At 38.6% G+C, this 22,398-nt stretch carries 18 protein-coding genes and 1 tRNA gene; 13 read left to right on the forward strand and 6 right to left on the reverse strand.

Going from position 1 to position 22,398, the window contains the following annotated elements:
* Nucleotides 1-139 precede the first annotated feature (139 nt).
* On the forward strand, nucleotides 140-1,573 hold the full coding sequence (locus tag AOB46_RS07485) for an alpha-amylase (protein ID WP_062697867.1): 1,434 nt from the start codon (nucleotides 140-142) through the stop codon (nucleotides 1,571-1,573).
* Between the two features lie 56 nt (nucleotides 1,574-1,629).
* Here the strand turns inward: AOB46_RS07485 and AOB46_RS07490 are convergent, their stop codons facing one another.
* Both AOB46_RS07490 and AOB46_RS07495 read right to left on the reverse strand, forming a co-directional pair.
* A complete protein-coding gene (locus tag AOB46_RS07490; protein WP_062697869.1) occupies nucleotides 1,630-2,043 on the reverse strand; it encodes a thiol-disulfide oxidoreductase DCC family protein in 414 nt (137 codons plus the stop codon).
* Nucleotides 2,044-2,054: 11 nt separating this feature from the next.
* On the reverse strand, nucleotides 2,055-2,516 hold the full coding sequence (locus AOB46_RS07495) for a heme-binding domain-containing protein (protein ID WP_062697930.1): 462 nt from the start codon (nucleotides 2,514-2,516) through the stop codon (nucleotides 2,055-2,057).
* 340 nt (nucleotides 2,517-2,856) lie between these two features.
* On the opposite strand from AOB46_RS07495, the gene katG reads away from it, so the two are divergent.
* Nucleotides 2,857-5,133 carry a catalase/peroxidase HPI gene (gene katG, locus AOB46_RS07500; protein ID WP_062697871.1) on the forward strand — a complete coding sequence of 759 codons (2,277 nt, stop codon included), beginning with the start codon at nucleotides 2,857-2,859 and terminating at the stop codon, nucleotides 5,131-5,133.
* A 415-nt stretch (nucleotides 5,134-5,548) separates the two neighbouring features.
* On the forward strand, nucleotides 5,549-7,096 hold the full coding sequence (locus AOB46_RS07505) for a T9SS type A sorting domain-containing protein (protein ID WP_062697874.1): 1,548 nt from the start codon (nucleotides 5,549-5,551) through the stop codon (nucleotides 7,094-7,096).
* 160 nt (nucleotides 7,097-7,256) lie between these two features.
* On the opposite strand, the gene AOB46_RS07510 is transcribed toward AOB46_RS07505, so the two are convergent.
* Nucleotides 7,257-7,327: transfer RNA gene (locus tag AOB46_RS07510), tRNA-Gln, on the reverse strand.
* Nucleotides 7,328-7,583: 256 nt separating this feature from the next.
* Here AOB46_RS07510 and der point away from each other — a divergent pair.
* A complete protein-coding gene (der, locus tag AOB46_RS07515) occupies nucleotides 7,584-8,894 on the forward strand; it encodes a ribosome biogenesis GTPase Der (RefSeq protein WP_062697876.1) in 1,311 nt (436 codons plus the stop codon).
* Nucleotides 8,895-8,976: 82 nt separating this feature from the next.
* On the forward strand, nucleotides 8,977-9,627 hold the full coding sequence (gene upp / locus AOB46_RS07520; protein ID WP_062697878.1) for a uracil phosphoribosyltransferase: 651 nt from the start codon (nucleotides 8,977-8,979) through the stop codon (nucleotides 9,625-9,627).
* Nucleotides 9,628-9,630: 3 nt separating this feature from the next.
* On the opposite strand, the gene AOB46_RS07525 is transcribed toward upp, so the two are convergent.
* From AOB46_RS07525 to AOB46_RS07535, 3 genes are all read right to left on the reverse strand, one after another.
* Nucleotides 9,631-10,320 carry an alpha/beta fold hydrolase gene (locus AOB46_RS07525; RefSeq protein ID WP_062697932.1) on the reverse strand — a complete coding sequence of 230 codons (690 nt, stop codon included), beginning with the start codon at nucleotides 10,318-10,320 and terminating at the stop codon, nucleotides 9,631-9,633.
* Nucleotides 10,321-10,401: 81 nt separating this feature from the next.
* Nucleotides 10,402-11,055, reverse strand: a complete 654-nt coding sequence (locus tag AOB46_RS07530; protein WP_062697879.1) for a ComF family protein — start codon at nucleotides 11,053-11,055, stop codon at nucleotides 10,402-10,404.
* A 91-nt stretch (nucleotides 11,056-11,146) separates the two neighbouring features.
* On the reverse strand, nucleotides 11,147-12,625 hold the full coding sequence (locus AOB46_RS07535) for a helix-turn-helix domain-containing protein (protein WP_062697881.1): 1,479 nt from the start codon (nucleotides 12,623-12,625) through the stop codon (nucleotides 11,147-11,149).
* A gap of 124 nt (nucleotides 12,626-12,749) precedes the next feature.
* Between AOB46_RS07535 and aceB the strand changes: the two genes are divergently transcribed.
* The 8 genes from aceB to AOB46_RS07580 all read left to right on the forward strand — a co-directional run bounded on the left by aceB (nucleotide 12,750) and on the right by AOB46_RS07580 (nucleotide 21,411).
* Entirely contained in the window at nucleotides 12,750-14,327 is a 1,578-nt protein-coding gene (aceB, locus tag AOB46_RS07540) for a malate synthase A (RefSeq protein WP_062697883.1), read from the forward strand.
* Between the two features lie 68 nt (nucleotides 14,328-14,395).
* Nucleotides 14,396-15,676, forward strand: coding sequence for an isocitrate lyase (gene aceA, locus AOB46_RS07545; protein ID WP_062697885.1), 1,281 nt, complete (start codon nucleotides 14,396-14,398; stop codon nucleotides 15,674-15,676).
* 191 nt (nucleotides 15,677-15,867) lie between these two features.
* Nucleotides 15,868-16,437, forward strand: coding sequence for an OmpH family outer membrane protein (locus AOB46_RS07550; RefSeq protein ID WP_062697934.1), 570 nt, complete (start codon nucleotides 15,868-15,870; stop codon nucleotides 16,435-16,437).
* Between the two features lie 119 nt (nucleotides 16,438-16,556).
* Nucleotides 16,557-16,946, forward strand: a complete 390-nt coding sequence (locus AOB46_RS07555) for an acyl-CoA thioesterase (protein WP_062697936.1) — start codon at nucleotides 16,557-16,559, stop codon at nucleotides 16,944-16,946.
* Nucleotides 16,947-17,254: 308 nt separating this feature from the next.
* Entirely contained in the window at nucleotides 17,255-18,517 is a 1,263-nt protein-coding gene (locus AOB46_RS07560; RefSeq protein ID WP_062697887.1) for an erythromycin esterase family protein, read from the forward strand.
* A 222-nt stretch (nucleotides 18,518-18,739) separates the two neighbouring features.
* Nucleotides 18,740-19,294 (forward strand): hypothetical protein, encoded by a 555-nt coding sequence (locus tag AOB46_RS07570; RefSeq protein ID WP_062697890.1) that lies wholly within the window; start codon nucleotides 18,740-18,742, stop codon nucleotides 19,292-19,294.
* Nucleotides 19,295-19,445: 151 nt separating this feature from the next.
* Complete coding sequence (locus tag AOB46_RS07575; protein WP_062697892.1) at nucleotides 19,446-20,618, forward strand: hypothetical protein; 1,173 nt, start codon at nucleotides 19,446-19,448, stop codon at nucleotides 20,616-20,618.
* Between the two features lie 58 nt (nucleotides 20,619-20,676).
* Entirely contained in the window at nucleotides 20,677-21,411 is a 735-nt protein-coding gene (locus AOB46_RS07580; protein ID WP_062697894.1) for a DUF6882 domain-containing protein, read from the forward strand.
* Nucleotides 21,412-22,398: the final 987 nt, after the last annotated feature.

A 22,398-nucleotide genomic window follows, 5' to 3' on the forward strand; every position in this document is an offset into this window, starting at 1 on the left:
AAAATCTGAAAAGTTTATGATTTTTTAATGAAAATTGCAGACCTTCTTTTTTTAATGAAACTGAAAATATTTCACATTCTATAGATTTTGTTTAATAAAATTGTAATTTAGTTATCAGATTACTAAATAAAATATGAGTATGAAAAAAACACATTTCTTCCTTTCTGTGCTGGCTTTGACACTGATCAGCTCCTGCCAGAGTATTGATGAACCTGTAAGTGAAGACCTGCGTAAAGCAGAAGTACACAATAAAACAGTGAATGTAACGAATCATGACGGTAGACCTTTCAGTACAGGAAGCAGTTCCGCAGCCGGAAAGTTTATTGCCGGTCCGGGAGGCAGCGTCCTGATGCAGGGATTTTATTGGGATGTTCCCGCCGGAGGAACGTGGTGGGATACTGTTAAAAGTAAACTGACAGACTGGTCCACTGCGGGTATCGGAGCCGTATGGCTTCCCCCGGCTTCCAAAGCTCAGAACGGAGCCTATTCCATGGGATATGATCCTACAGATTATTATGACTTCGGAAATTTTAATCAGAATGGGAGTGTAGAAACCCGTTTCGGGTCAAGAACGGAGTTGGAAGCACTGATCACAAAAGCCCATGCTGAGAATATGCAGGTATACGCAGATATCGTAATTAACCACAACAGTGGCGGGCAGTCTGAAGCCAATCCGTTTACAGGAACCAATACCTGGACCGATTTTTCAGGAATTGCTTCCGGAAAATTTAAAAGAAGCTATAACGATTTTTATAAAAACTCATATGGAAATAATGATGAAGGAGCCTTCGGAGGATTCCCGGATCTGTGCCATGCCAATCCTTATGTTCAGGACTGGTTGTGGGGAAGAGATGATTCTGTAGGGAAATATTATAAAAATATAATGAAATTTGACGGCTGGAGGTTTGATTATGTTAAAGGTTTCGGACCCTGGGTCGTTAATAGCTGGAATGCCAGTGTAGGCGGATTTTCTGTTGGTGAGCTTTGGGATTCCAATGTTAATACCTTAGAATGGTGGGCAAATAATGCCAACAGCTCCGTATTTGATTTCGCTGCCTATTATAAAATGGATGAAGCGTTTGACAACGGGAACCTAAATGTACTCAACGATGATATGATGTGGAAAAGAAATCCGTACAAAGCCGTAACCTTTGTTGCCAATCATGATACAGATATTATTTATAACAAGATGCTGGCCTATGCTTATATTCTCACCCATGAAGGTTATCCGACTGTTTTTTACAGGGATTACGAAGAATGGCTGAATAAAGAAAGGCTTAATAACCTGATCTGGATCCATAATAATAAAGCAACCGGAACCACATCCATCCTGTATACAGATAACGATGAATATATTGCAAGACGAAACGGTTACAATGGGAATCCGGGCTTGGTTGTTTACATCAACACATCATCCAGCTGGCAGGAAAGGTGGGTGGAAACCAACTGGAGCAGCCAGCAGATCAAAGACTTTACAGGCCACTCAGGCTGGTATCCGACTACACAGGGGGATAAATGGGTGAAAATCCAGTGCCCTCCGAACAGTTACTCAATCTGGTCACTGAATCAATAATACCAGCTGAACATCATAAAATCAGAAAGGGATAAGGTTATTTGCTTTGTCCCTTTTTATATCTCAATAAACTTTTTCTTCTGATGCGCATCCGGAAGAAAACACTTCTGGTTGGCGAGCTTCATTCTGTTTCTGGAAACAAGATCATAAGCTTTATCGCTCAGGAAGGAAGGCAATATCTTTCCTATTGCAGATAATTTGTAAATGCCGCCCAATATATTGGCTATTTTCAGCACTGCACGGGATTTGATAAGATAATATTGTCCGGGCTTCCACAGGTATAAAGTGTTGAAGACTTTAGTCTCCAATCCTCTTTCAGATAAGAATTTCTGTCCGAAATCAGATTGCAGGGAAGCAAACATAAACAGGTCTTTCCGGTCTCTTTCCAGAATCCATTGTACCCAGAAGTTACAGACACCACAGTCTCCGTCAAAAAATACAATATATTTATCTTCCCAGTTCTCCCGCATGATGCTTGATTTTAAAATGAAGCTTTAATTTCTGTGTCTTCTTTGGCTTTTCTGAAATATTCAACCAGCTGTTTGCGCTGTTCATCCGTTAATTTTGCATTCTGATGACCAATGTAATAAGATTCCAGCGGCATTTCCTTTTTCTCAACCATTTCTATGCATTCTTCCAGCTTGTGAAGCTGCTGCTTGGTTTCATATACTGCAAAGGTAGAAAAATTAAGGTGTTTCCGCCCTTCATTAATATGATTTTTAACCAACCATGAGACCGGCGAAATGCTGGAATACCAGGGATACTCTGTTTCATTGGAATGGCAGTCGTAGCAGGAAGTCCTGATGATTTTTGCGGTGGCTTCCGGTGTTTTTTTGATCTTCAGAAAATCCATGCCGGGAGTAGGTGACGGATTGGTCTTATCAATCGGGAAAAACTGAATCATGATAAAGGCAACGAGTAAGATAACAAGTATTTTTTTCATATCAATTTCATGCTTGTTTCCCATAAAAATAATCAATTTTTCTCAAATAAGCCCGTATTTTTAATCCGAATAAGAAAAATTCATTTGAATCATTCTAAATATGATAATTCACTGTTGCTTTTTATACAGTTGTTTTTAAAAATTAACTAACTTAATTGCATGATTATGTCTTTTGAAGAAAGCGCTGTTGAAAAATCAGTAATTCTTAAATTATTATAGTTTTTAACTATCATTTAAATTAAAATTAATAGATTGTGTTTATTGAATAAGCGTTGTAAGTTTGTCATGTTCTTACAACAGAAAATTAAACGGTATTAATCAACATAAAATTTAAACAACAATGGAAAAAGATTTGAATGACATCAGTAAATGCCCGTTCCATAACGGAACCATGAAACAGAGTGTAGCCGGAGGCGGAACCCAGAACAAAGATTGGTGGCCCAACCAGTTGAGAGTTGATCTTCTGCGCCAGCATTCGTCTCTGTCTAACCCTATGGAAGAAGATTTTGATTATGCAGAAGCATTTAAAAACCTGGACCTGGAAGCCATAAAGAAAGATCTTCATGCTTTAATGACGGATTCCCAAGATTGGTGGCCGGCAGATTTTGGACATTACGGACCTCTATTCATCCGTATGGCCTGGCATAGTGCGGGAACATATCGTGTAGGAGACGGAAGAGGCGGGGCAGGTGCCGGACAGCAGCGTTTTGCTCCGTTAAACAGCTGGCCCGATAATGTGAGTCTGGATAAGGCCAGAAGACTTCTATGGCCGATTAAGCAGAAATACGGGAAAAATATTTCGTGGGCAGATCTTCTGATCCTTACCGGAAATGTGGCTCTGGAATCTATGGGCTTTAAAACATTCGGATTTGCAGGAGGGCGTGAAGATGTATGGGAACCGGATGCTGATGTATATTGGGGATCGGAAAAAACATGGCTTGGAGGTGATCTCCGCTATGCTCACGGGTCTGAAGGCGTTGCAGAACATCATGGTGTTCTCCCTACGGACGACAATGCAGATGGTGATATTCATTCCCGTAATCTTGAGAAGCCATTGGCCGCTGTGCAGATGGGCCTTATTTATGTAAATCCTGAAGGCCCGGACGGTAACCCTGATCCTATTGCCGCTGCTAAAGATATCCGTGATACTTTCGGACGTATGGCGATGAATGATGAAGAAACCGTAGCTCTCATTGCGGGAGGACATACCTTTGGAAAAACACACGGTGCAGGTCCTGCGGATCATGTGGGAAAAGAACCGGAAGCTGCCGGAATTGAGCTTCAGGGATTGGGATGGAGCAGTTCTTATAAATCAGGAAGCGGAAGAGATGCTATTTCCAGCGGTTTAGAGGTTACCTGGACCGAAACTCCTACAGAATGGAGCAATTATTTCTTTAAAAACCTGTTTGAAAATGAATGGGAACTTACTAAAAGTCCTGCCGGAGCTCACCAGTGGGTAGCCAAAAACGGATCTGAAATCATTCCTGATGCATTCGATTCCTCTAAAAAACATAAACCAACCATGCTGACAACGGATCTTTCATTAAGATTTGATCCTGCTTATGAAAAAATTTCAAGACATTTTTATGAAAATCCGGATGCTTTTGCAGATGCTTTTGCAAGAGCCTGGTTCAAGCTTACCCATAGAGATATGGGACCAAAATCAAGATACCTGGGACCGGATGTACCTGCTGAAGACCTTATCTGGCAGGATCCTTTACCAGAAGCAGACCATGAACTGATTAATGAATCAGATGCTGAAATATTGAAAGAAAAGATTTTAAATTCCGGACTGAATGTTTCTGAGCTGGTATCCACAGCCTGGGCGTCTGCTTCTACTTTCAGAGGAAGCGATAAACGTGGGGGAGCCAACGGGGCAAGAATAAGACTGGCACCGCAACGATATTGGGCAGCCAATAATCCTTCCCGACTGCAGAATGTTTTAAGCGGATTGGAAAAAATTCAGAAAGAATTCAACGAAGTTCAGAGCGGAGGTAAAAAGATTTCCATGGCGGATCTTATTGTTTTAGCAGGAAGTGCAGCTGTAGAAAAAGCCGCGAAAGCAGCCGGATATAATGTTAAAGTCCCGTTTGCTCCGGGAAGAACAGATGCTTCACAGGAACAGACAGATGTAGAATCTATGGGCTACCTGGAACCTGCCGCTGATGGTTTCCGTAACTATCTGAAAAGGAAATTTTCAGTATCTACCGAAGCCTTATTAATAGACAAAGCGCAGCTTCTGACGCTTACTGCTCCGGAACTTACCGTACTGATCGGAGGAATGCGTGCTTTAGATACCAATTTTGACGGATCAAAACACGGAATTTTCACCAGCAGACCAGGTGTACTAACCAATGACTTCTTTGTGAATCTTTTGGATATGAGAACACAATGGAAATCAATTTCCGCAGATAATGAGCTCTATGAAGGAAGTGACCGTTCAACAGGTGAAAAGAAATGGACGGCTACCCGTGCAGATCTGGTTTTCGGTTCCAATTCTGAACTGAGAGCTATTGCTGAAGTATATGGAAGTGCAGATGCTCAGGAAAAATTTGTAAAAGATTTCGTCGCTGCATGGACCAAAATAATGAATCTGGACAGATTTGATCTGAAATAAGGATCTGTCTACCGGAGATGATGTTATTACTATGCCCTTGACCGAATGGTCAGGGGTATTTATGTTAAAATAGAGAATTAAACATACTTTTGAAAAGTTGTTTTTATAAATGAGAATAATGGATCTAAGGGAGGCAACAGCACAAATTTTAAATAAAATTTTTTCACTATTATTTATTATACTATTTGCCTGTAGTTGTTCAGCTCAAAAAATTAATATAAATCATATTATAGATACTTATATAGATTACAATTGATGAAAAAGTAAAATATCTGCTCCAACAAAAATATATTTATTAATGGTCTGTCATCTGAAAGTGGCTGCTTATGATTTTATAGGCTATGATTTTGAGAAAGGTAGACCTTAGTAATTATTTTTTTATATTGTAATTCATTATATTTGTTAAAAACTGCAAATGAAATTAAAATTTTACTTTTTACTAATTCTATCCTTAATTTATTCTACCATTTGGGCACAGGTACCCATCATACAATGGCAAAAGTCTCTGGGGGGCAATGGTAGAGATTATACGAAATCTATTCGTCAAACCTTAGATGGCGGCTATATTCTTGCAGGATCATCAGAATCCACGAACGGAGATGTTGTAGGAAATCATGGTTTATTTGACTACTGGATTGTAAAGATGAGCCCATCAGGAAGTATTCAGTGGCAAAAATCTTTAGGTGGCAATCTCAGTGAAGTAGCAAACGCTATTCAGCAAACCTCAGACGGAGGGTATATTCTTGCAGGATATTCAGGGTCTAATGATGGAGATGTTACAGGTAATCATGGGGCTGATGATTATTGGATTGTCAAACTGGATTCATCAGGAAATATACAATGGCAGAAATCTTTAGGAGGAAGCGGGATGGATCAGGCTTATGATGTTCAGCAAACCTCAGATGGAGGATATGTTGTCGCAGGAATTTCCGGTTCTGTAAATGGAGATGTTACAGAAAATCATGGAAATTATGATTATTGGATCGTAAAGCTGGATTCATCAGGAAATATACAATGGCAGAAATCTCTGGGGGGAACTAATTCTGATTTTGCCAATGCGATCAGACAAACCTCTGATAACGGATATATTGTAGCAGGATACACTCTTTCCAATAACGGTGATGTCACAATAAACTATGGTTTTCGTGATTATTGGATCGTAAAGCTGGATTCATCAGGAAATATGCAATGGCAAAAATCTCTTGGAGGAAGCGGGGTGGATCAGGCTCATGATGTTCAGCAAACTCAGGATGGCGGCTATATTGTTGCCGGAAATGTTCTTTCTTCTGACGGTGATGTTACTGGTTTTCAGGGATCCCGCGATTACTGGATCGTAAAGCTGGATCCGTCAGGCAACCTGCAATGGCAGAAGACCCTGGGGGGAACCAATGTTGATGAAGCTTATTCCATTAGCCAGACTTCTGACGGAGGTTATATTGTGGGTGGGCAATCCCAGTCTGTCAATGGAGATGTTACCAACAATCATGGCCTGTTTGATTACTGGATTGTAAAGTTGGATTCAACAGGAAATATACAATGGCAGAAATCGTTGGGGGGAAGTAATACAGACACCTTATATTCTATCCGGCAGACATCAGATAACGGATATATTATGGCAGGAGTTACTCAATCCGGCGACGGAGATCTAACCTCGTTTAATGGGGTGTATGATATCTGGGTGGTAAAATTAAAATTAGGTCCGGCTTTAGGGGTTGATGAAACTATGGCGATCTCAAAGCCCTCCTTATACCCTAATCCTGCAAAAGATTTTGTGAATATAAACGGTATTCCTTCAGAAACAACCATCAGCATTACAGATGTTTCCGGGAAAAGAGTATTCTCAGGCCAATACAAGGATGGAAAAATTAATATATCTCATTGGATTGATGGGGTATATATCATTCAGGCCCGGCACAAAGGAAAGATTATTTTATCAGAAAAGTTAGTTATTAAAAAGCAATAATTATTTAAATTCTACTTATATTCACCCTCGCTGTGAAAAGCCTCGGGACTTTGAGTTGATAATAGGCGTATGATAAATAATTTATTTGAAAAGCCAGACATAGCGGTATTTAAAATAAAAAAACAGCTTCCGGTATCGGAAGCTGTTTAATCTTAAACTGTAGACCCACAGGGATTCGAACCCCAGATGACTGAACCAAAATCAGTAGTGTTACCGCTACACCATGGGTCTCTGTTTTTTAGTGGCGCAAAATTATAAAAAATATTTTATTAAAAAAATCTTTTTTGAAGATTCAAATACAAAAAATAAGAGAGTGCCGTGTAATGATATGATTATGAATTGAATAAATTTGAGGAAAAAATAGCTGAAAAATAATGACAGAAACAGGATTTTCCCCTTGCTAAATAATAAAACCTTATCTTTGCAAAAAAATTGGGCTCCAAAAGTTGGAGAAACCCATTAATAATTTAATTTATTAAACATTTTTATGTCGAATATTGTCGCAATCGTTGGGCGTCCCAACGTAGGAAAATCCACGCTTTTTAACCGTTTACTTGAAAGAAGGGAAGCCATCGTAGATTCTACGGCCGGGGTTACCAGAGACCGTCATTACGGGAAATCCGATTGGAACGGAGTAGATTTTACAGTTATTGATACCGGCGGTTACGATGTAGGAACGGATGATATTTTTGAAGAGGAGATCCGTAAACAGGTACAGCTGGCGGTAGACGAAGCTACTTCCATCATTTTTATGATGAACGTAGAAGAAGGACTTACCGATACAGATCATGAGATCTATCGTCTTTTAAGAAGATCAAACAAGCCTATCTATATTGTAATCAACAAGGTGGATTCCGCAAAAGAAGAACTTCCCGCTACTGAATTTTATCAGCTGGGAATTGATAAATACTATACTCTTTCTTCGGCTACAGGCTCCGGAACAGGAGACCTTCTGGACGATATTGTAAGAGATTTCCCGACTACAGATTACAAAGATCCGTTTGAAGGACTGCCTAAAATCACTATTGCAGGACGTCCTAATGTTGGAAAATCTACATTAACGAATGCGCTTCTTGACGTTGAAAGAAATATTGTAACAGATATTGCAGGAACTACAAGAGACAGTATTCAGACCCTGTATAACAAATTCGGGCATGAGTTTGTACTGGTGGATACAGCCGGAATGAGAAGAAAGTCCAAAGTGAATGAGGATCTGGAATTTTACTCAGTAATGAGATCCATCCGATCCATTGAATATTCAGATGTGGTTATCATCATGGTAGATGCCACCCAGGGATGGGAATCTCAGGATATGAATATCTTCGGACTGGCGCAGAAAAACAGAAAAGGAATTGTCATCCTTGTTAATAAATGGGACCTAATCGAAGACAAGCAGACCAATACCATGCGTGATTTCGAGAAAGTGATCAAAGATAAAATAGGACAGTTTAATGATGTTCCGATCCTTTTCGTTTCAGCTTTAACGAAACAAAGAATTCTGAAAGCAGTAGAAGTGGCTATGGAAGTATATGAGGATCGTAAGAAAAAGATCAAAACTTCAAAACTGAATGAAGTAATGCTTCCTATTTTTGAACAGACGCCGCCGCCTGCCAACAAAGGGAAATACATCAAAATTAAATACTGCGTACAGCTGCCGACACCATCACCTCAGTTTGTATTCTTCTGCAACCTGCCGCAGTATGTAAAAGAGCCTTATAAGAGATTTACTGAAAACCAGCTGAGAAAAGAATTCGGATTTACCGGAGTTCCGATTGAAGTATATTTCAGACAAAAATAAACTAATTTAAAAATGAGATCATGATTTTCAACAGAGAAGCATGATCTCATTTTTCGTTTTCAAATTTTTTCATTAAAAAGTTATGACAGTAGAACTTTCAAAACAATTCTCCTTAGTGAACTCCTGGATCAATGAACTTCGAAACGTTGATATTCAGCATGACCGGATGAGATTCCGCAGAAATATGGAACGTATCGGTGAAATAGCTGCATTCGAGATCAGTAAAGAACTTGAACAGAAAGAAGTGGAAATTCAGACCCCCTTAGATACCATAAAAGTTCAGGAAATTGCAGTTCAGCCCGTAATCACTACTATTCTGAGAGCAGGAGTACCTTTATTTGAAGGGATTTTAAATTATCTGGACAGAGCAGACTGCGGCTTCGTAGCTGCCTATAGAAAACACGACGCCAACGACTATTTTTCCATTAAGCAGGATTATCTTACCTGTCCGAATATTGAAGGAAGACCACTCATCGTTGCAGATCCCATGCTGGCTACAGGAGCCTCTCTTATAGAAGCCATCAAAGATCTTCTGACCAACGGAACGCCTACACAGCTGCATATTGTAGCTGCAATTGCTTCCAGACAGGGAGTCGAAACCATTGAAAAAGCTTATCCTGATGCCAAAATATGGGTAGGGGCTATTGATGAAAACCTTACCTCCAAAGGATATATCACTCCCGGACTTGGAGATGCAGGCGATTTAAGCTACGGCGAAAAACTTCAGCGGTAAAACTTAAGAAAGGTTCCAGAAATCTTTCATCAGACCTAATAATAAATTTGGCCGTACTCTTTCCAGAGGATGCTTTGTGTCCGGAAGTATGGCCAGTTTTGCATTAGGAATAGAACGGAAAGCATTTATACTTTCCTCTATGCTTACCATCTGATCCAGATCTCCCACCATGATCTGTACCGGAATATCAGTCATAGAAAGACGCTTCTCATTCAGGGGAGGATTTTTTCCAAGAGAAATCATCATACCGGCAATAGAAGGAAGAAGCTGTTTCCATTTGGTACCATGCTGATTTTCTAATTGTTCAGCATACTTCGGGATTTTTGAAAGAATGACTTCCGGGTCAAGCATTTTACTTTCCCGTAAAGCCTGTTCCTCTGTCCAGTTGAATTTAGTACCCAAAGTCATTACAGAATTAATTTTTCCGGGATACTGCAATGCTCCGTAAAGAGCAACATAACCGCCCATGCTGTGTCCTAAAATATCAACATTTTCCAGATTATTCTGTTCCAGATAGTTGATCAGTTCTTCAGTATATTTTTCTACGGTGATGCCGTTTTCAGGCAGTTGCGTTTTACCGTGTCCTGAGAATAAAAAAGTATGGATGGTGAAGTGTTTTGACATTTCCTCCAGATAAGGATTGAAAAGGTCGGTGTGTCCCAAAGCACCATGCAGTAACAGCAGATTTTTCATGATCATGAGTTTGCCCGAAATTAATAAAAAGTATTGAAAGAACAAAAGAGCAAAAAGAATCATTTTGACCCGTTCACAGATCTACACATCTACAGCCATAACCAGAACGCTCACCTTATTGTCTCCTGCATTCAGAAACTCCCAGGCTATTGATGAAACCGTATTTCCTGTGGTGAAAACATCATCAATCAGAAGGATATGCGTTCCCGTAATTTTTCTGGTGAGAGAAAAAGCAGTCTCAGTTTCCAGCCTGTGTTTTTTATCCTTTAAAGCCTGAGCCTTTGAATAATGGTTTCTCCTGACCAGGCCAAGATCACACGGAATGTTGTAAAAATCTGACAATGTTCTGGTGTATAAATGAAGCTGGTTATAACCTCTTTCCCTGAGCTTTTTGGGGTGAAGCGGAACAGGAACCAGCAGGTCAGGCTTTTCTCCTTTAAAATCCAGACGCTCAGAAGTCCATGAAGCAATCACCTTTCCGGCGTTTTCTCTGCCTTTATATTTTAACTCATGAATAATCTTCCGGCTTAATCCTTCTTTTTCAAACTGCATCAGGCCATACGTATTCTCAGCGGGAAATAAAAGCCTGCATTGCTCCTTAATGCTGTTTTCTCCGAAGTAATCAGAGTGAGTAAAATGAATCTGGACAAAACATAGTTCACATACCAGAAGATCTCCGGCAATAATCCGGTTGCAGCTGATGCACCGGTTCGGGAAAAATAAATCTAATATCATTGGTGTTTTTTAGGTATTGGAAGTTAACAATTAGTTGTAACATCCGCAACCTGTTGTCTGAAATCCAAAACCTTTAAAAGTCTTAATTGTTTTATTCCTCAACCGTTTTCCTGATCCTCTCAATTGCATTCTTCATATTCCGGTTAAAATGCTCTTTTTCCAGCCGTACAGGAGGAGCCTGTCTTACCTCGCAGTCGGCTATGCTGCAGGATTCACAGGTAACTCCTACATTAATGGTTTTCAATGATGGAGACTTTATGAAACTTATTTTTTTAATCGTTTGGGAATTCAGTAAAATACCCAGACAATAGCTTCGGTTGCTGCCATCCGAAAAAGGATTTTTCTGTGAAGTGGAAATTACCAGATAACTTACTCCCTGATCTTTGTAATGGGAAATCTGGGCATCCGTAAGTGTCTCATTTTCCTTTAAAAGATGGAGGTTTTTTACAGCGATCCATCTTCTGCAGTAATGCTCATTGGTTGCGTTCGCATGAGGGGCCTGCTGATGATTCAGATGAAGCTCTTTCAGGATCTGGATCTTATCCGAATTTTTTTTCTTCACCAGGCAGAGGTAAAACAGGTCTTTAATTCCCAGTTCGGAAGAAAGGATATTCGTAAGCCGGTAATAAAAAGTCTCCGGAGAATCGGTGAAGTCCCGGATCAGCTTTTCAAAATTTCCGGATGCCCATTCGTGCTGCAGAAAAAAATCGGAAATCTTTTCAGTCACCCTGTTTTTGGAAATAAGCAGGGCTCCCGCAAAATAGGAGGCGTAAAAATTGTTGAGAATTTCCTCAAAGCTTCCAAAATCCAGCCATGAATAAGTATTGGGGCGGATTTTCAATTCCAGAACATTGAACCCGATCTCTTTAGCCAGAATAAATGTTCTTTGGTCCCTTTCCAGTTTCTGGTTGAGCAAAAGCAGCTTTTTTTCAGGAATGAACAGAGATCGAAGATCGCCCAGTGTCCCGAATTGTTCAAAATCTTCAGAACGGATGCTGTATCTGAATTTTTCAGTAAGAATATTCTCCAGAACAGAATCCCAGAGATCTTTGCTGATGTTCAGGTCATTTTTCTGGGCAAACTCTGTTGCTTTCTCTTCAATTTCAGGAAAATAATTATCATACAGCTCCTGGAAAGACCGGAGTACGGCAAAATAAAAACGCTCTTTTCCTAAATTATAATTCTGTGAGATCTCAATCAGCGCATTAATAAAAGCAGTTACCTTTTTGGGTGCATCACTGATAATGCTGATGAGGTTATTTTTATTGATGCCAAAAAGCTCTAAAGGAACTTCCTTAAAAAAATCAGACTGGAGAATTTCATTAAAAGGAGCAAGGCTTTTGTCCAGTTTGGTAGAAACCAGATCATCAAAAGTACAGTTCAGAGCCTCGGAAAGCTGGATGATTTTGTCATGTTTCGGATATTTCTTTCCGTTCTCAATCTCATTGAGATAAGATTTAGATAATCCTGTTTTTACAGCAAGATCCTGAAGAGACCAGTTTTTCCTTTGTCTCAGCTGTTTCAGCTTCAGTCCGAAAACCGTTTTGATATAATCACTTTCTGAATTCATATTCAAATATAAATAATGATTGCGGTTATTCGCATAATAAATTTTTAAAATATTTAGCGAACGTTCGCTATTTGTGAAAATTTTTATTTATGTTTGTAAGGTTAAAACACAAAATCAGCATAGTATGGAAACTAAAACACAATTCAAAATAAAGGCTCAGAAGCAGTTTGAAGCAGTTTTTACTCCTGATCTGACCGATTTTCTGATTGCTTTACATCAGAATTTTAATGAGAGAAGGCTGGAACTTTTAGAAGACAGAAAAAAAATACAGTCAGAGTTGGATCACGGGAAAATGCCGGAATTTTTATCTGAAACCGAAAGCATACGGAACGGAAAATGGACCTGCGCCCCGCTTCCGGAAAATCTGCTGGACAGAAGGGTAGAAATTACAGGACCTGTGGACCGGAAGATGATCATCAATGCACTGAATTCAGGAGCCAGAACCTTTATGGCTGATTTTGAAGACAGCAGCTCGCCAACCTGGGAAAACTGCATCCAGGGACAGGTGAATCTTGCTGATGCGGTAAGAAGGAATATTGATTTCACCGCTGAAAATGGAAAGTCTTATAAACTTAATGAGAAGACAGCTGTGCTTCTCGTACGTCCGAGAGGGCTCCATCTTCCGGAAAAACATATTGAAATTAATGGAGAAGAAGCTTCAGGTTCACTGACCGATTTTGGAATTTACTTTTTCAATAATGCAGAACAGCTTTTGAGTAACGGAAGCGGACCTTACTTTTACCTGCCGAAATTAGAACATTATCAGGAAGCACGCTGGTGGAATGATGTATTTGTTTTTGCCCAGAATTACTTAGGAATTGCCAACGGAACCGTTAAAGTAACGGTTTTAATAGAAACCATTACCGCTTCATTTCAGATCGATGAAATTCTGTACGAATTAAAGGATCACAGCTCCGGGCTTAACTGTGGGCGGTGGGATTATATTTTCTCCTACATTAAAAAATTCAGAAACCTGCCGGGATTTATGGTGCCTGACAGGGATCAGGTTACTATGACATCGCCATTTATGAGCGCTTATTCAAAAAGAGTGATTGAAATCTGCCATAAAAGGAACGTTCATGCAGTAGGCGGTATGGCGGCACAAATTCCTGTAAAGGATGATGAAGAAGCCAATACAATTGCTTTTGAAAAAGTGAGAGGTGACAAGGAACGTGAAGTAAAAAACGGCCATGACGGAACCTGGGTTGCCCATCCTGCTTTAGTACAGGTTGCCATGGAAGTATTTGATCAATATATGCCGGAAGCCAATCAGATTGATAAGAAATTTGAATACCATATCAAAGAAAGTGATCTGCTGGAAGTTCCCCGGGGTGAGATTACCGAAAAAGGAGTCCGGAAAAACATCAATATAGGAATCCTTTATCTGGAAAGCTGGCTGATGGGAACAGGAGCTGCTGCAATTTATAACCTGATGGAAGATGCAGCCACTGCAGAGATTTCAAGAACCCAGCTATGGCAATGGCTGAAAAATGAAGCCGAACTGAGCGATGGCAGAAAACTTACCCGCGAAATGATTCTCCAGTGGGAATCAGAAGAAATAGACCATATCGAAAAATATGTCGGTGAAAACCGCTTTAAAACCGGAAAATTCAATCTGGCCAAAGAGCTTTTCAATGAACTTGTTTTCTCTGAAAAATTTGAAGAATTTCTGACCCTGAAAGCATATCCGTTTATCAGCTGAAAGTTAAAAAACAGAGCCTGAAAGAATTGCTTAAACCCATACCATCTAATCTGAAAAATCCAAATATTATGAAAACAAAACAAGAACAAATCCACGCGCTGGAGCAGGATTGGCTGAACAATCCGCGCTGGAAGGGTGTAAAAAGAACCTATACGGCTGAGGACGTACTTAAACTTCGCGGTTCTTATAAAATTGATTATACCATTGCAACAGAAATGTCTGTAAAGCTTTGGGATAAATTAAACAGCCAGGATTATGTGGCTGGGCTTGGTGCACTCACAGGAAACCAGGCTGTTCAGGAAGTTGATGCAGGTCTTGAGGCTATATATCTTTCCGGATGGCAGGTAGCGGCAGATGCCAATCTCTCCGGGGAAATGTACCCGGATCAGTCATTGTACCCTGCCAACTCAGTGCCTTCTGTAGTGAAAAAGATCAATAACGCCTTATTAAGAGCAGATCAGATCCAGTCTGTCAGCGGAAACGGAGATAAAGAATACCTTGTTCCGATTGTTGCCGATGCAGAAGCCGGATTCGGGGGAAATCTCAATGCTTTCGAACTGATGAAGCAGATGATTGAAGCCGGAGCAGCCGGAGTACATTTTGAAGACCAGCTTTCTTCAGCAAAAAAATGCGGGCATCTGGGCGGAAAAGTTCTGGTTCCTACCCAGGAAGCCATTAATAAACTGATCGCAGCGCGTCTTGCAGCGGATGTCTTAGGAGTACCAAGTGTAATTGTGGCAAGAACAGACGCAGATGCAGCAGATCTTCTCACTTCAGATATAGATGACAGAGATAAAAAATTTGTAACAGGAGAAAGAACCTCTGAAGGTTTTTATGTTGTAAGAAACGGAGTAGAGCAGGGGATAGACCGCGGCCTTTCCTATGCTCCTTACGCAGATCTCATCTGGATGGAGACTTCTAATCCGGATCTGGAACAGGCCAGAAAATTTGCAGAAGGAATTCATGCACAGTTTCCGGGTAAAATGCTGGCATATAATTGTTCACCTTCATTCAACTGGGCCGCAAAACTGAGTGTTGAAGAAATGGGGAATTTCCGTGAAGAGCTGGCAAAAATGGGCTACAAATTCCAGTTTATCACACTGGCAGGCTTCCATGCCCTGAACACAGCTATGTTTGAACTGGCTTTAGCTTATAAAGAAAAGGGAATGGCCGGTTATTCAGAGCTTCAGGAACGGGAATTTGCCCTTCAGCAGAAAGGATTCAGAGCTGTAAAACACCAGTCATTCGTAGGTACAGGGTATTTTGACGAAATTCAGAATGTAGTCACCAACGGTTCTTCTGCAACAGTAGCGATGAAAGATTCTACAGAAACGGCACAGTTTCATTAATCATTTTTCCATATTTTTCTGATGTAAGCCTTCTCTTTTTGAGAAGGCTTTACGTTGTATCGTTATTGTATTGATATTCATTTTATTGCGTATCTTTTTTATTAAGAATGGAAACCGGATCATAACTATTGAAAATATGTATTATATTTGAACGCGAAAAAAAACGGATTTTTTTGAAAAACTATAAAAAAATGAAACTAATTAAAGGATTTTTTATTGCTGCAGGATTAATGCTGACTGCCAATGCTGCTAATGCTCAACAGAAAATAGGAAGTGTAGACACTAATGATGTGTTTGAAAGTTTAGCTGATGTAAAAGCAGCCAATACCACTATTGAAACTCTGTCTAAGACCAAACAGGCTGAAATTGAAAAATTAATCAGCCAGTATCAGACAAAACTGAAAGCAGCACAGGATAAAGAAAAAACATTAAGCGAAGCTAATAAAGAAACAGTAACTAAAGAGCTGATGGCTGCACAAACGGAACTGGAAGCTTTAGGTAAAAAGATAGAAGAAACCAGAGCACAGGCTGCTAAAGATATAGCTGCTAAACAAAATGAACTGGTTAATCCGATACAGCAAAAAGTAAAGGCTGCGATCTTTGCAGTGGCTAAAGAAAGAAACCTTAGTTATGTATTTGATGTTGCCGCACAGGGGGCAAACAACCTTATTTATACAGATGGAAGCGAAGATATCACGTCTATCGTGAAAACTAAACTGGGAGCTTCAGCAACGACTGCTAAACCGGCTGCAAAAAAATAATATTTTAAAAATAAATAGTTAAAACGGAATCGGATGAATGTCTGATTCCGTTTTTTTGTTCTTCCTGCCGGTACGGATTTATCCGGATGTTTTATACATTTGGGGTAAATTTTTTAGAAATGAAATTAGTATATGAAAAGCAGATAAAGGTAACGGAGCAACATATTGATCAGAATAATCACGTCAACAATGTGCAGTATGTTCATTGGGTAGAAGAAGCAGCTGCGGAACACTGGAATCTTCTGAAAGAGAAAACTGAGTACGTGAATGATGTCTGGATGCTGGTTGACCATCATATACAATACAAAAAGCAGGCTTATCTGGGAGATATCATTACGGTAAAAACATATCCGAAAGATCCGGAAGGGATCCGGCAGCCCAGAAAAGTTGAATTTTACTGCAATGATCAGCTGGTAGTGGATTCCCATACACTGTGGGTATTATTTGATAAAGAAACACAAAAGATCAAAAGACTGGAAAGTAACTGGCTTGAACAGCTTTCCCAATAACTGAGGATAATAAGACATTTTTAAGTGCTCCGTAGGAGTACTCTGCTCATAGCATTTAAAACATGATTTAAGGCAGCTCCGTAGGAGCGACCTGATCATTATAATGATTTGTATGTTGTTCTGATAGAGCTTTACTACGAACAAAATTTGAAAACAATTGAATCCGAACTCAGATTATATTTAGGTTAATGATAAGTTAACGGAGCCAAAGAAAAGAGATTCTGTGAATTATTTATGTAAATTTACCTCTGATAGAAGGTCTTCGCAGAATATGCAAAAGAAAAAGACTTTCAAATGATGTATTTGCTATGTTAAAAAAATATTTGTTACTTAACCTGATGCTGGTTTCTGCACTAGGTTTTTCACAGGATAAAAAATCGGAAATACAGATTCCGTCTCAGTTAACAGACAGTAAAAGTCTGAGTAAAGCAGTAAAAAATATCAGTGGAAGTCTTAAAGACTATACCATTGTCGGGCTGGGAGAAGGAACCCACGGAACAAAAGAGTTTAATGAGATAAGAAGTGAAATTTCAAAAAATCTTATTGAAAAAAATGATTTTAAAATCGTTGCTTTTGAAAGTGCCTATGGTGATGCTGCTTTTCTGAATGATGCTCTCAACTCAGACACCGATTTGAAAGAGGTATTAAAAAACTATATAACCTCCATCTGGCAGACCAAAGAAATCGAAAATTTACTGGGCTGGATAAGAGTTTATAACAAAAACCATAAAGATAAAGTCATTATTTCCGGGTTCGATACCAATTCTTTGGAGAACAGCGCCAGAATGCTCGAAAAATCTGAAGTTAAAGAAAAACAATATTCCGAAATTGCGGAGGAGCTTAAAAAGAAAGCTGTATTTCAGGATGAAATGTGGGAAAAACAGAATGATCCCTCTTTCAAACTGGATATGAAAGCGGTGATTAAGAACGGAACAGAAGGGTATATGCTGGCCAAGAAAATTGACAGTATTTATGGCGGTAAAATAGGAAGGGATGCCGAGCTCGCTCTGTATAATCTTCAGCTGGGCTTTGAAATTCCTTATGAAGCCGGTAAAAAGAATTATGATGTTTCCAGGGACCGGATTATGGCTGATATGATCGGTAAAATTCAGTCTGCATATAATAAAAAAATGATCCTTTTTGCCCATAACGCTCATATCGCATTGAAACCGATCCTGGTAGACGGAATGGGTGGATATATACAAAAGAAATACGGCAAAAAATATTATGCGCTGGGCACATTTACGGCATCCGGAACTTACAGCGCAACTACAGACCCCCGTGCTGTAAAATATAACCAATATAATTCTTATCCTCTGCCCAAATTAATGGAAAACAGCTGGGAAGAAAAACTGGTACAGAAAAATACCGGAAATTATTTCGCAGATTTTCAAAAAGATAATACAGGATTTTATGGGAAATCTTTCAAAGCAAGGTTTGTAGGATATGGCCCAATTACCCCGGAAACAGAAAAGTTTACCATTACAGAACCCTTAAAACTGAACGAATGTTTTGACGGACTTATCTTTATTAAAAATACTCATGCCTCAGAACACTTAACCGGCAGTTAATGCCAGACATTTATAATCAATCTCTTGACGCCCCGGCTTTTTTAAGCCGGGTTGTTTTTTTATATTTTTTGAAGTTAATTTTGAAAAACATGGGAGATACGATAGGGTACAATAAGTATATTTGGTTCTCAACAGTAAATCCATCAAAACACAACGGAAATAAAGCCCTGAATTATTTAATTAAACGGGTTTAACACAGAAATAATTAAAATTAATAAATATATGGGATTAGATATTTTCTATAATGTAGATAACGACGAGGATATTTTCACCTTTGAATATATTACCGACGATGAACTGAAAAAGCATCATGAGCTGAGCCGTACTTTCGCGAATCTTATGAGTAGAAAGAATGTTATTTCTGAGAATGAAAAAACGGAGCTTGATCAGATTTCCCGGATTACAGGGATTGATCTGTCATCAATAATTTATTTAGACGAGATTCCTGATCCGGATGAATTCCAGGAGATCTTAGAGTATGATCCTGAATATTATGAGGAGCAAAAAGCGGAATATGAAATTCAGAGGAGAAAAATTGAAAATAATCTGGATGAGGTATCCTCAAAAATAACCGGGCTCATAGAAAAACTGAAAGAAAAAGAAGACCTGTACCGTTTATTGGCACCCGCTTCGTTTGATTCGCTGAACAATTCAGCCTATTTCAAAAAGGAGAATAACAGGGGGGATAATTTTTACGCAGATTTAAATAACTTTAAAAATTTTATGGATTATGCCAGGGCAAAAGGAACAAAAACGATCTGGTTCAGATATTCCTAAACCTGTGTCTGGATTTTGTTACTAATTTGTTTTAGAGACTTAAGCCCTGCTGTTGTCTTTTTTTCGTTTAAAAATGCTATATTGATGCTCCTAAAAATAAAGTTGAAAAACTTTATAGAATGCCATAGAGGCTATTACAAAAACTATAGACATGAAAATTCATTATTCGGTAATTTTATTACTGCTTAACATTGCAGTGCATGGCCAGGAGAATCTCTACTGGTTTTCGGATGATATTGAAAAAAAAATTGTGAAGGATTCCACAAAAGATAAATCCTGGACAAGCCAGATGGGCGCTACCTATTATTCTATAAGCGGGAATTATAAATTGGCGCTTGTCAATTGGGATAAAATGTTTGGAAGACCTAAAAAAATCAGCAGTACCGACAGCCTGAAATTCACAAAAATGACTCCCGTAAATGCGAAAGACTATATTCTGGACAGGGCGGCGAATGAAAAAGTAATCATCATCAACGAAGCCCATCATAATGCGAGCCACAGAACTTTTGTCTCCTCTCTGCTTCAGGGATTATATGATAAAGGATATCGATATTTGGGTGTTGAAACTCTGAATAATGACGGCCCTTTCCATATCGGAAAATTTGCCACGCAGGAAAGCGGAATGTATTCTCAGGAACCGGAATTCGGAAATTTTATTTATCAGGCTCTGAAGATCGGTTTTAAACTGTTTCCTTATGATACCACAGGAAAGAATGGCAAAGAACGGGAGATAGGCGAAGCAGAGAATATTTACAATTTCATGCAGAACAATAAAGACGGGAAATACCTGATCTATTGCGGTTATCAGCATGCTTATGAAGGAGTTCATAAAGCCTGGGAAAAAACGATGGCAGGAAGACTTTCTGACTTGACCTCTTTAAATCCTTTTACCATTGATCAAACCCAATTTTCAGAAAAAAGCGATCCGAAATACAATGAACCGCTTATCAGAATCGTTAATAAAAAAGATCCTGTTGTTCTGAAAGATGAAAACCAGACGCCTTACAACGGAGAAGATAAAGAACTGTATACAGATATTAAAATCATTCATCCGGTTACAAAATACATAAAAGGAAGACCTGGCTGGATGCTGGACGGAAACCGCAAATTTTATAAAATTCCAAAATCTAAAATCACACAATTTCCGGTACTGGTTTTAGCCTACAGAAAAGGGGAATTTGAGGAAAAAGGAATTCCTGCGGATATTCTCGAACTTAACAATTCAAAAGACAGCAGATTTCTAATTCTGGATAAAGGAAGTTATGATATTATAATAATGAACAGGGAATATAAAGTAATCAGCAGGTTTGAAAAAACAATATAATTTTCAAAAAATTGAAAACCTTTTGAAAAAATAAAACAGCCAATTCAAATACTATCATATGGGATTATTTAACAAAATTTTCGGAGATCCGGACCAACAAAATTCTGACGGCTCTCATGGAGTACAACCAGAACAAACCGCCTGCAAAACAGAGCAGGAACTTCTTGAACGTTACGGAGGAATAGCCTTCGATAAACAGATGGATTTTGGTGAAGTAATCGGAGATAATAACTGGAACGTAGACATCGGTCAGGGCATCATCAGTTTTGGTGAAAATCTCACTTTTCCGATGGAAATACTGGGAACTTTTTCTCATTCATCACAAACGTGGCTTTGGGCATGGGCCAATACACAATCTAACCTTCCTGAAAATATAATCAGGCAGTCCCTTCAGCTTAAAAAATATGGCGAAGAGAACGGTATTAAACTTCTGAGCACAGACACTTTTGATTTTTCAGCAGAAGAACTGCATCTCATAGGTATGACTGCATCGGGAATGTTTGATACAAGTGGTTATTATATTGCAGATTACGGGCAGGGTGCCATGGTGGTAACCGTGAAAAGTGACATTATAGATAAAGCTCAGAGCAAGGATCATCTTCGGATTTTTACAGCTTTTCCTCAACTGATCTCTCAGTTTGACATGAATCACAAGAATGCTTTTAAAAACTATCTGGCTTTAAAAGGATATCAGGTAACCGAAAAAGAAAATTCCGTAGAAGGAACCCAAAACGGAAATTCTGTAACCGGTGAGTTTGATGATTTATCAAGACTGACTAATCTGAAGGGGTAAAGTTGAAGTATGACCGTACAAAACGTAATAAATTCAGGACATGAAAAGGTATAATTATAGGAAGCTGTTTAATTGTAATTTTAGTTTTGTACAATTATCCGGTTTTTGATAACAAAGGAATTTCATATATGATTATTTTTTCCTGCCTGGCAGCTATCTGTTTTGCAGGTGCAAAAATTTATTTTCCCAGTGATGATAGCTATGAATCAGTAGAGAAAGAAAAGAATGAATTGGAGGTTTTTGACGGTAATTTTAAGTATGATAAAGATGGATTTATGCTATTCAAAACGAGGTTACAGATTTTATAAAATGGGGTGAAATTATAGAAGTGAATTCATTTAGCATCCCTTTAGAATATAGGATAAGACAGACAGGACTTGAAATAATAACGGATCATAAAACCTATGAATTCAATAATGAAAATACACCGTGAATTGAAAAATTGCAAGATCAGCTCTTTAATAATCTTCCAGACTGGAAATTAGATGTGCCCTTGATAAGAATGAATAATCATGGGCTTGAAAATCAAATTTATATACTCGGAAGAAAGTAAATTAAATTGTCATAATTATTTATGATATTGAATACTATTCTTTGTAAATTTTCAAAGAAAAATAAACTGTTTCATTTCTGAAGCAGTTTATTTTTTTGAACGGAAGCTTCGGTAAAATTTAAAATTTTTCAATTTTCACTTATTTCTCTGATCTATATCTTATCATTAATTAAAAGATAATTTTCTCAAAAAAAATACGACAAGTTCTGTCGTTTCATAGAAATACATTTGCAAAACAGATACGTATCATTGCATAAAAAACACCATGAAGTGATAAAATTCATAATAATTCTCTTTAATGGTGACTTAATATATGCTAATAAATGTTAATTTTGTAAACATGTAATAAAAAAAATAAAAACCAAATGAGAAAACTCTACATGAGTGCATTAGTGATATGCACAGTCCTGAGTGCATCAGCTCAGGAAGTCTTA

This window comes from Chryseobacterium indologenes (assembly GCF_001295265.1).
In the GTDB taxonomy this organism is placed as follows: domain Bacteria; phylum Bacteroidota; class Bacteroidia; order Flavobacteriales; family Weeksellaceae; genus Chryseobacterium; species Chryseobacterium indologenes_A.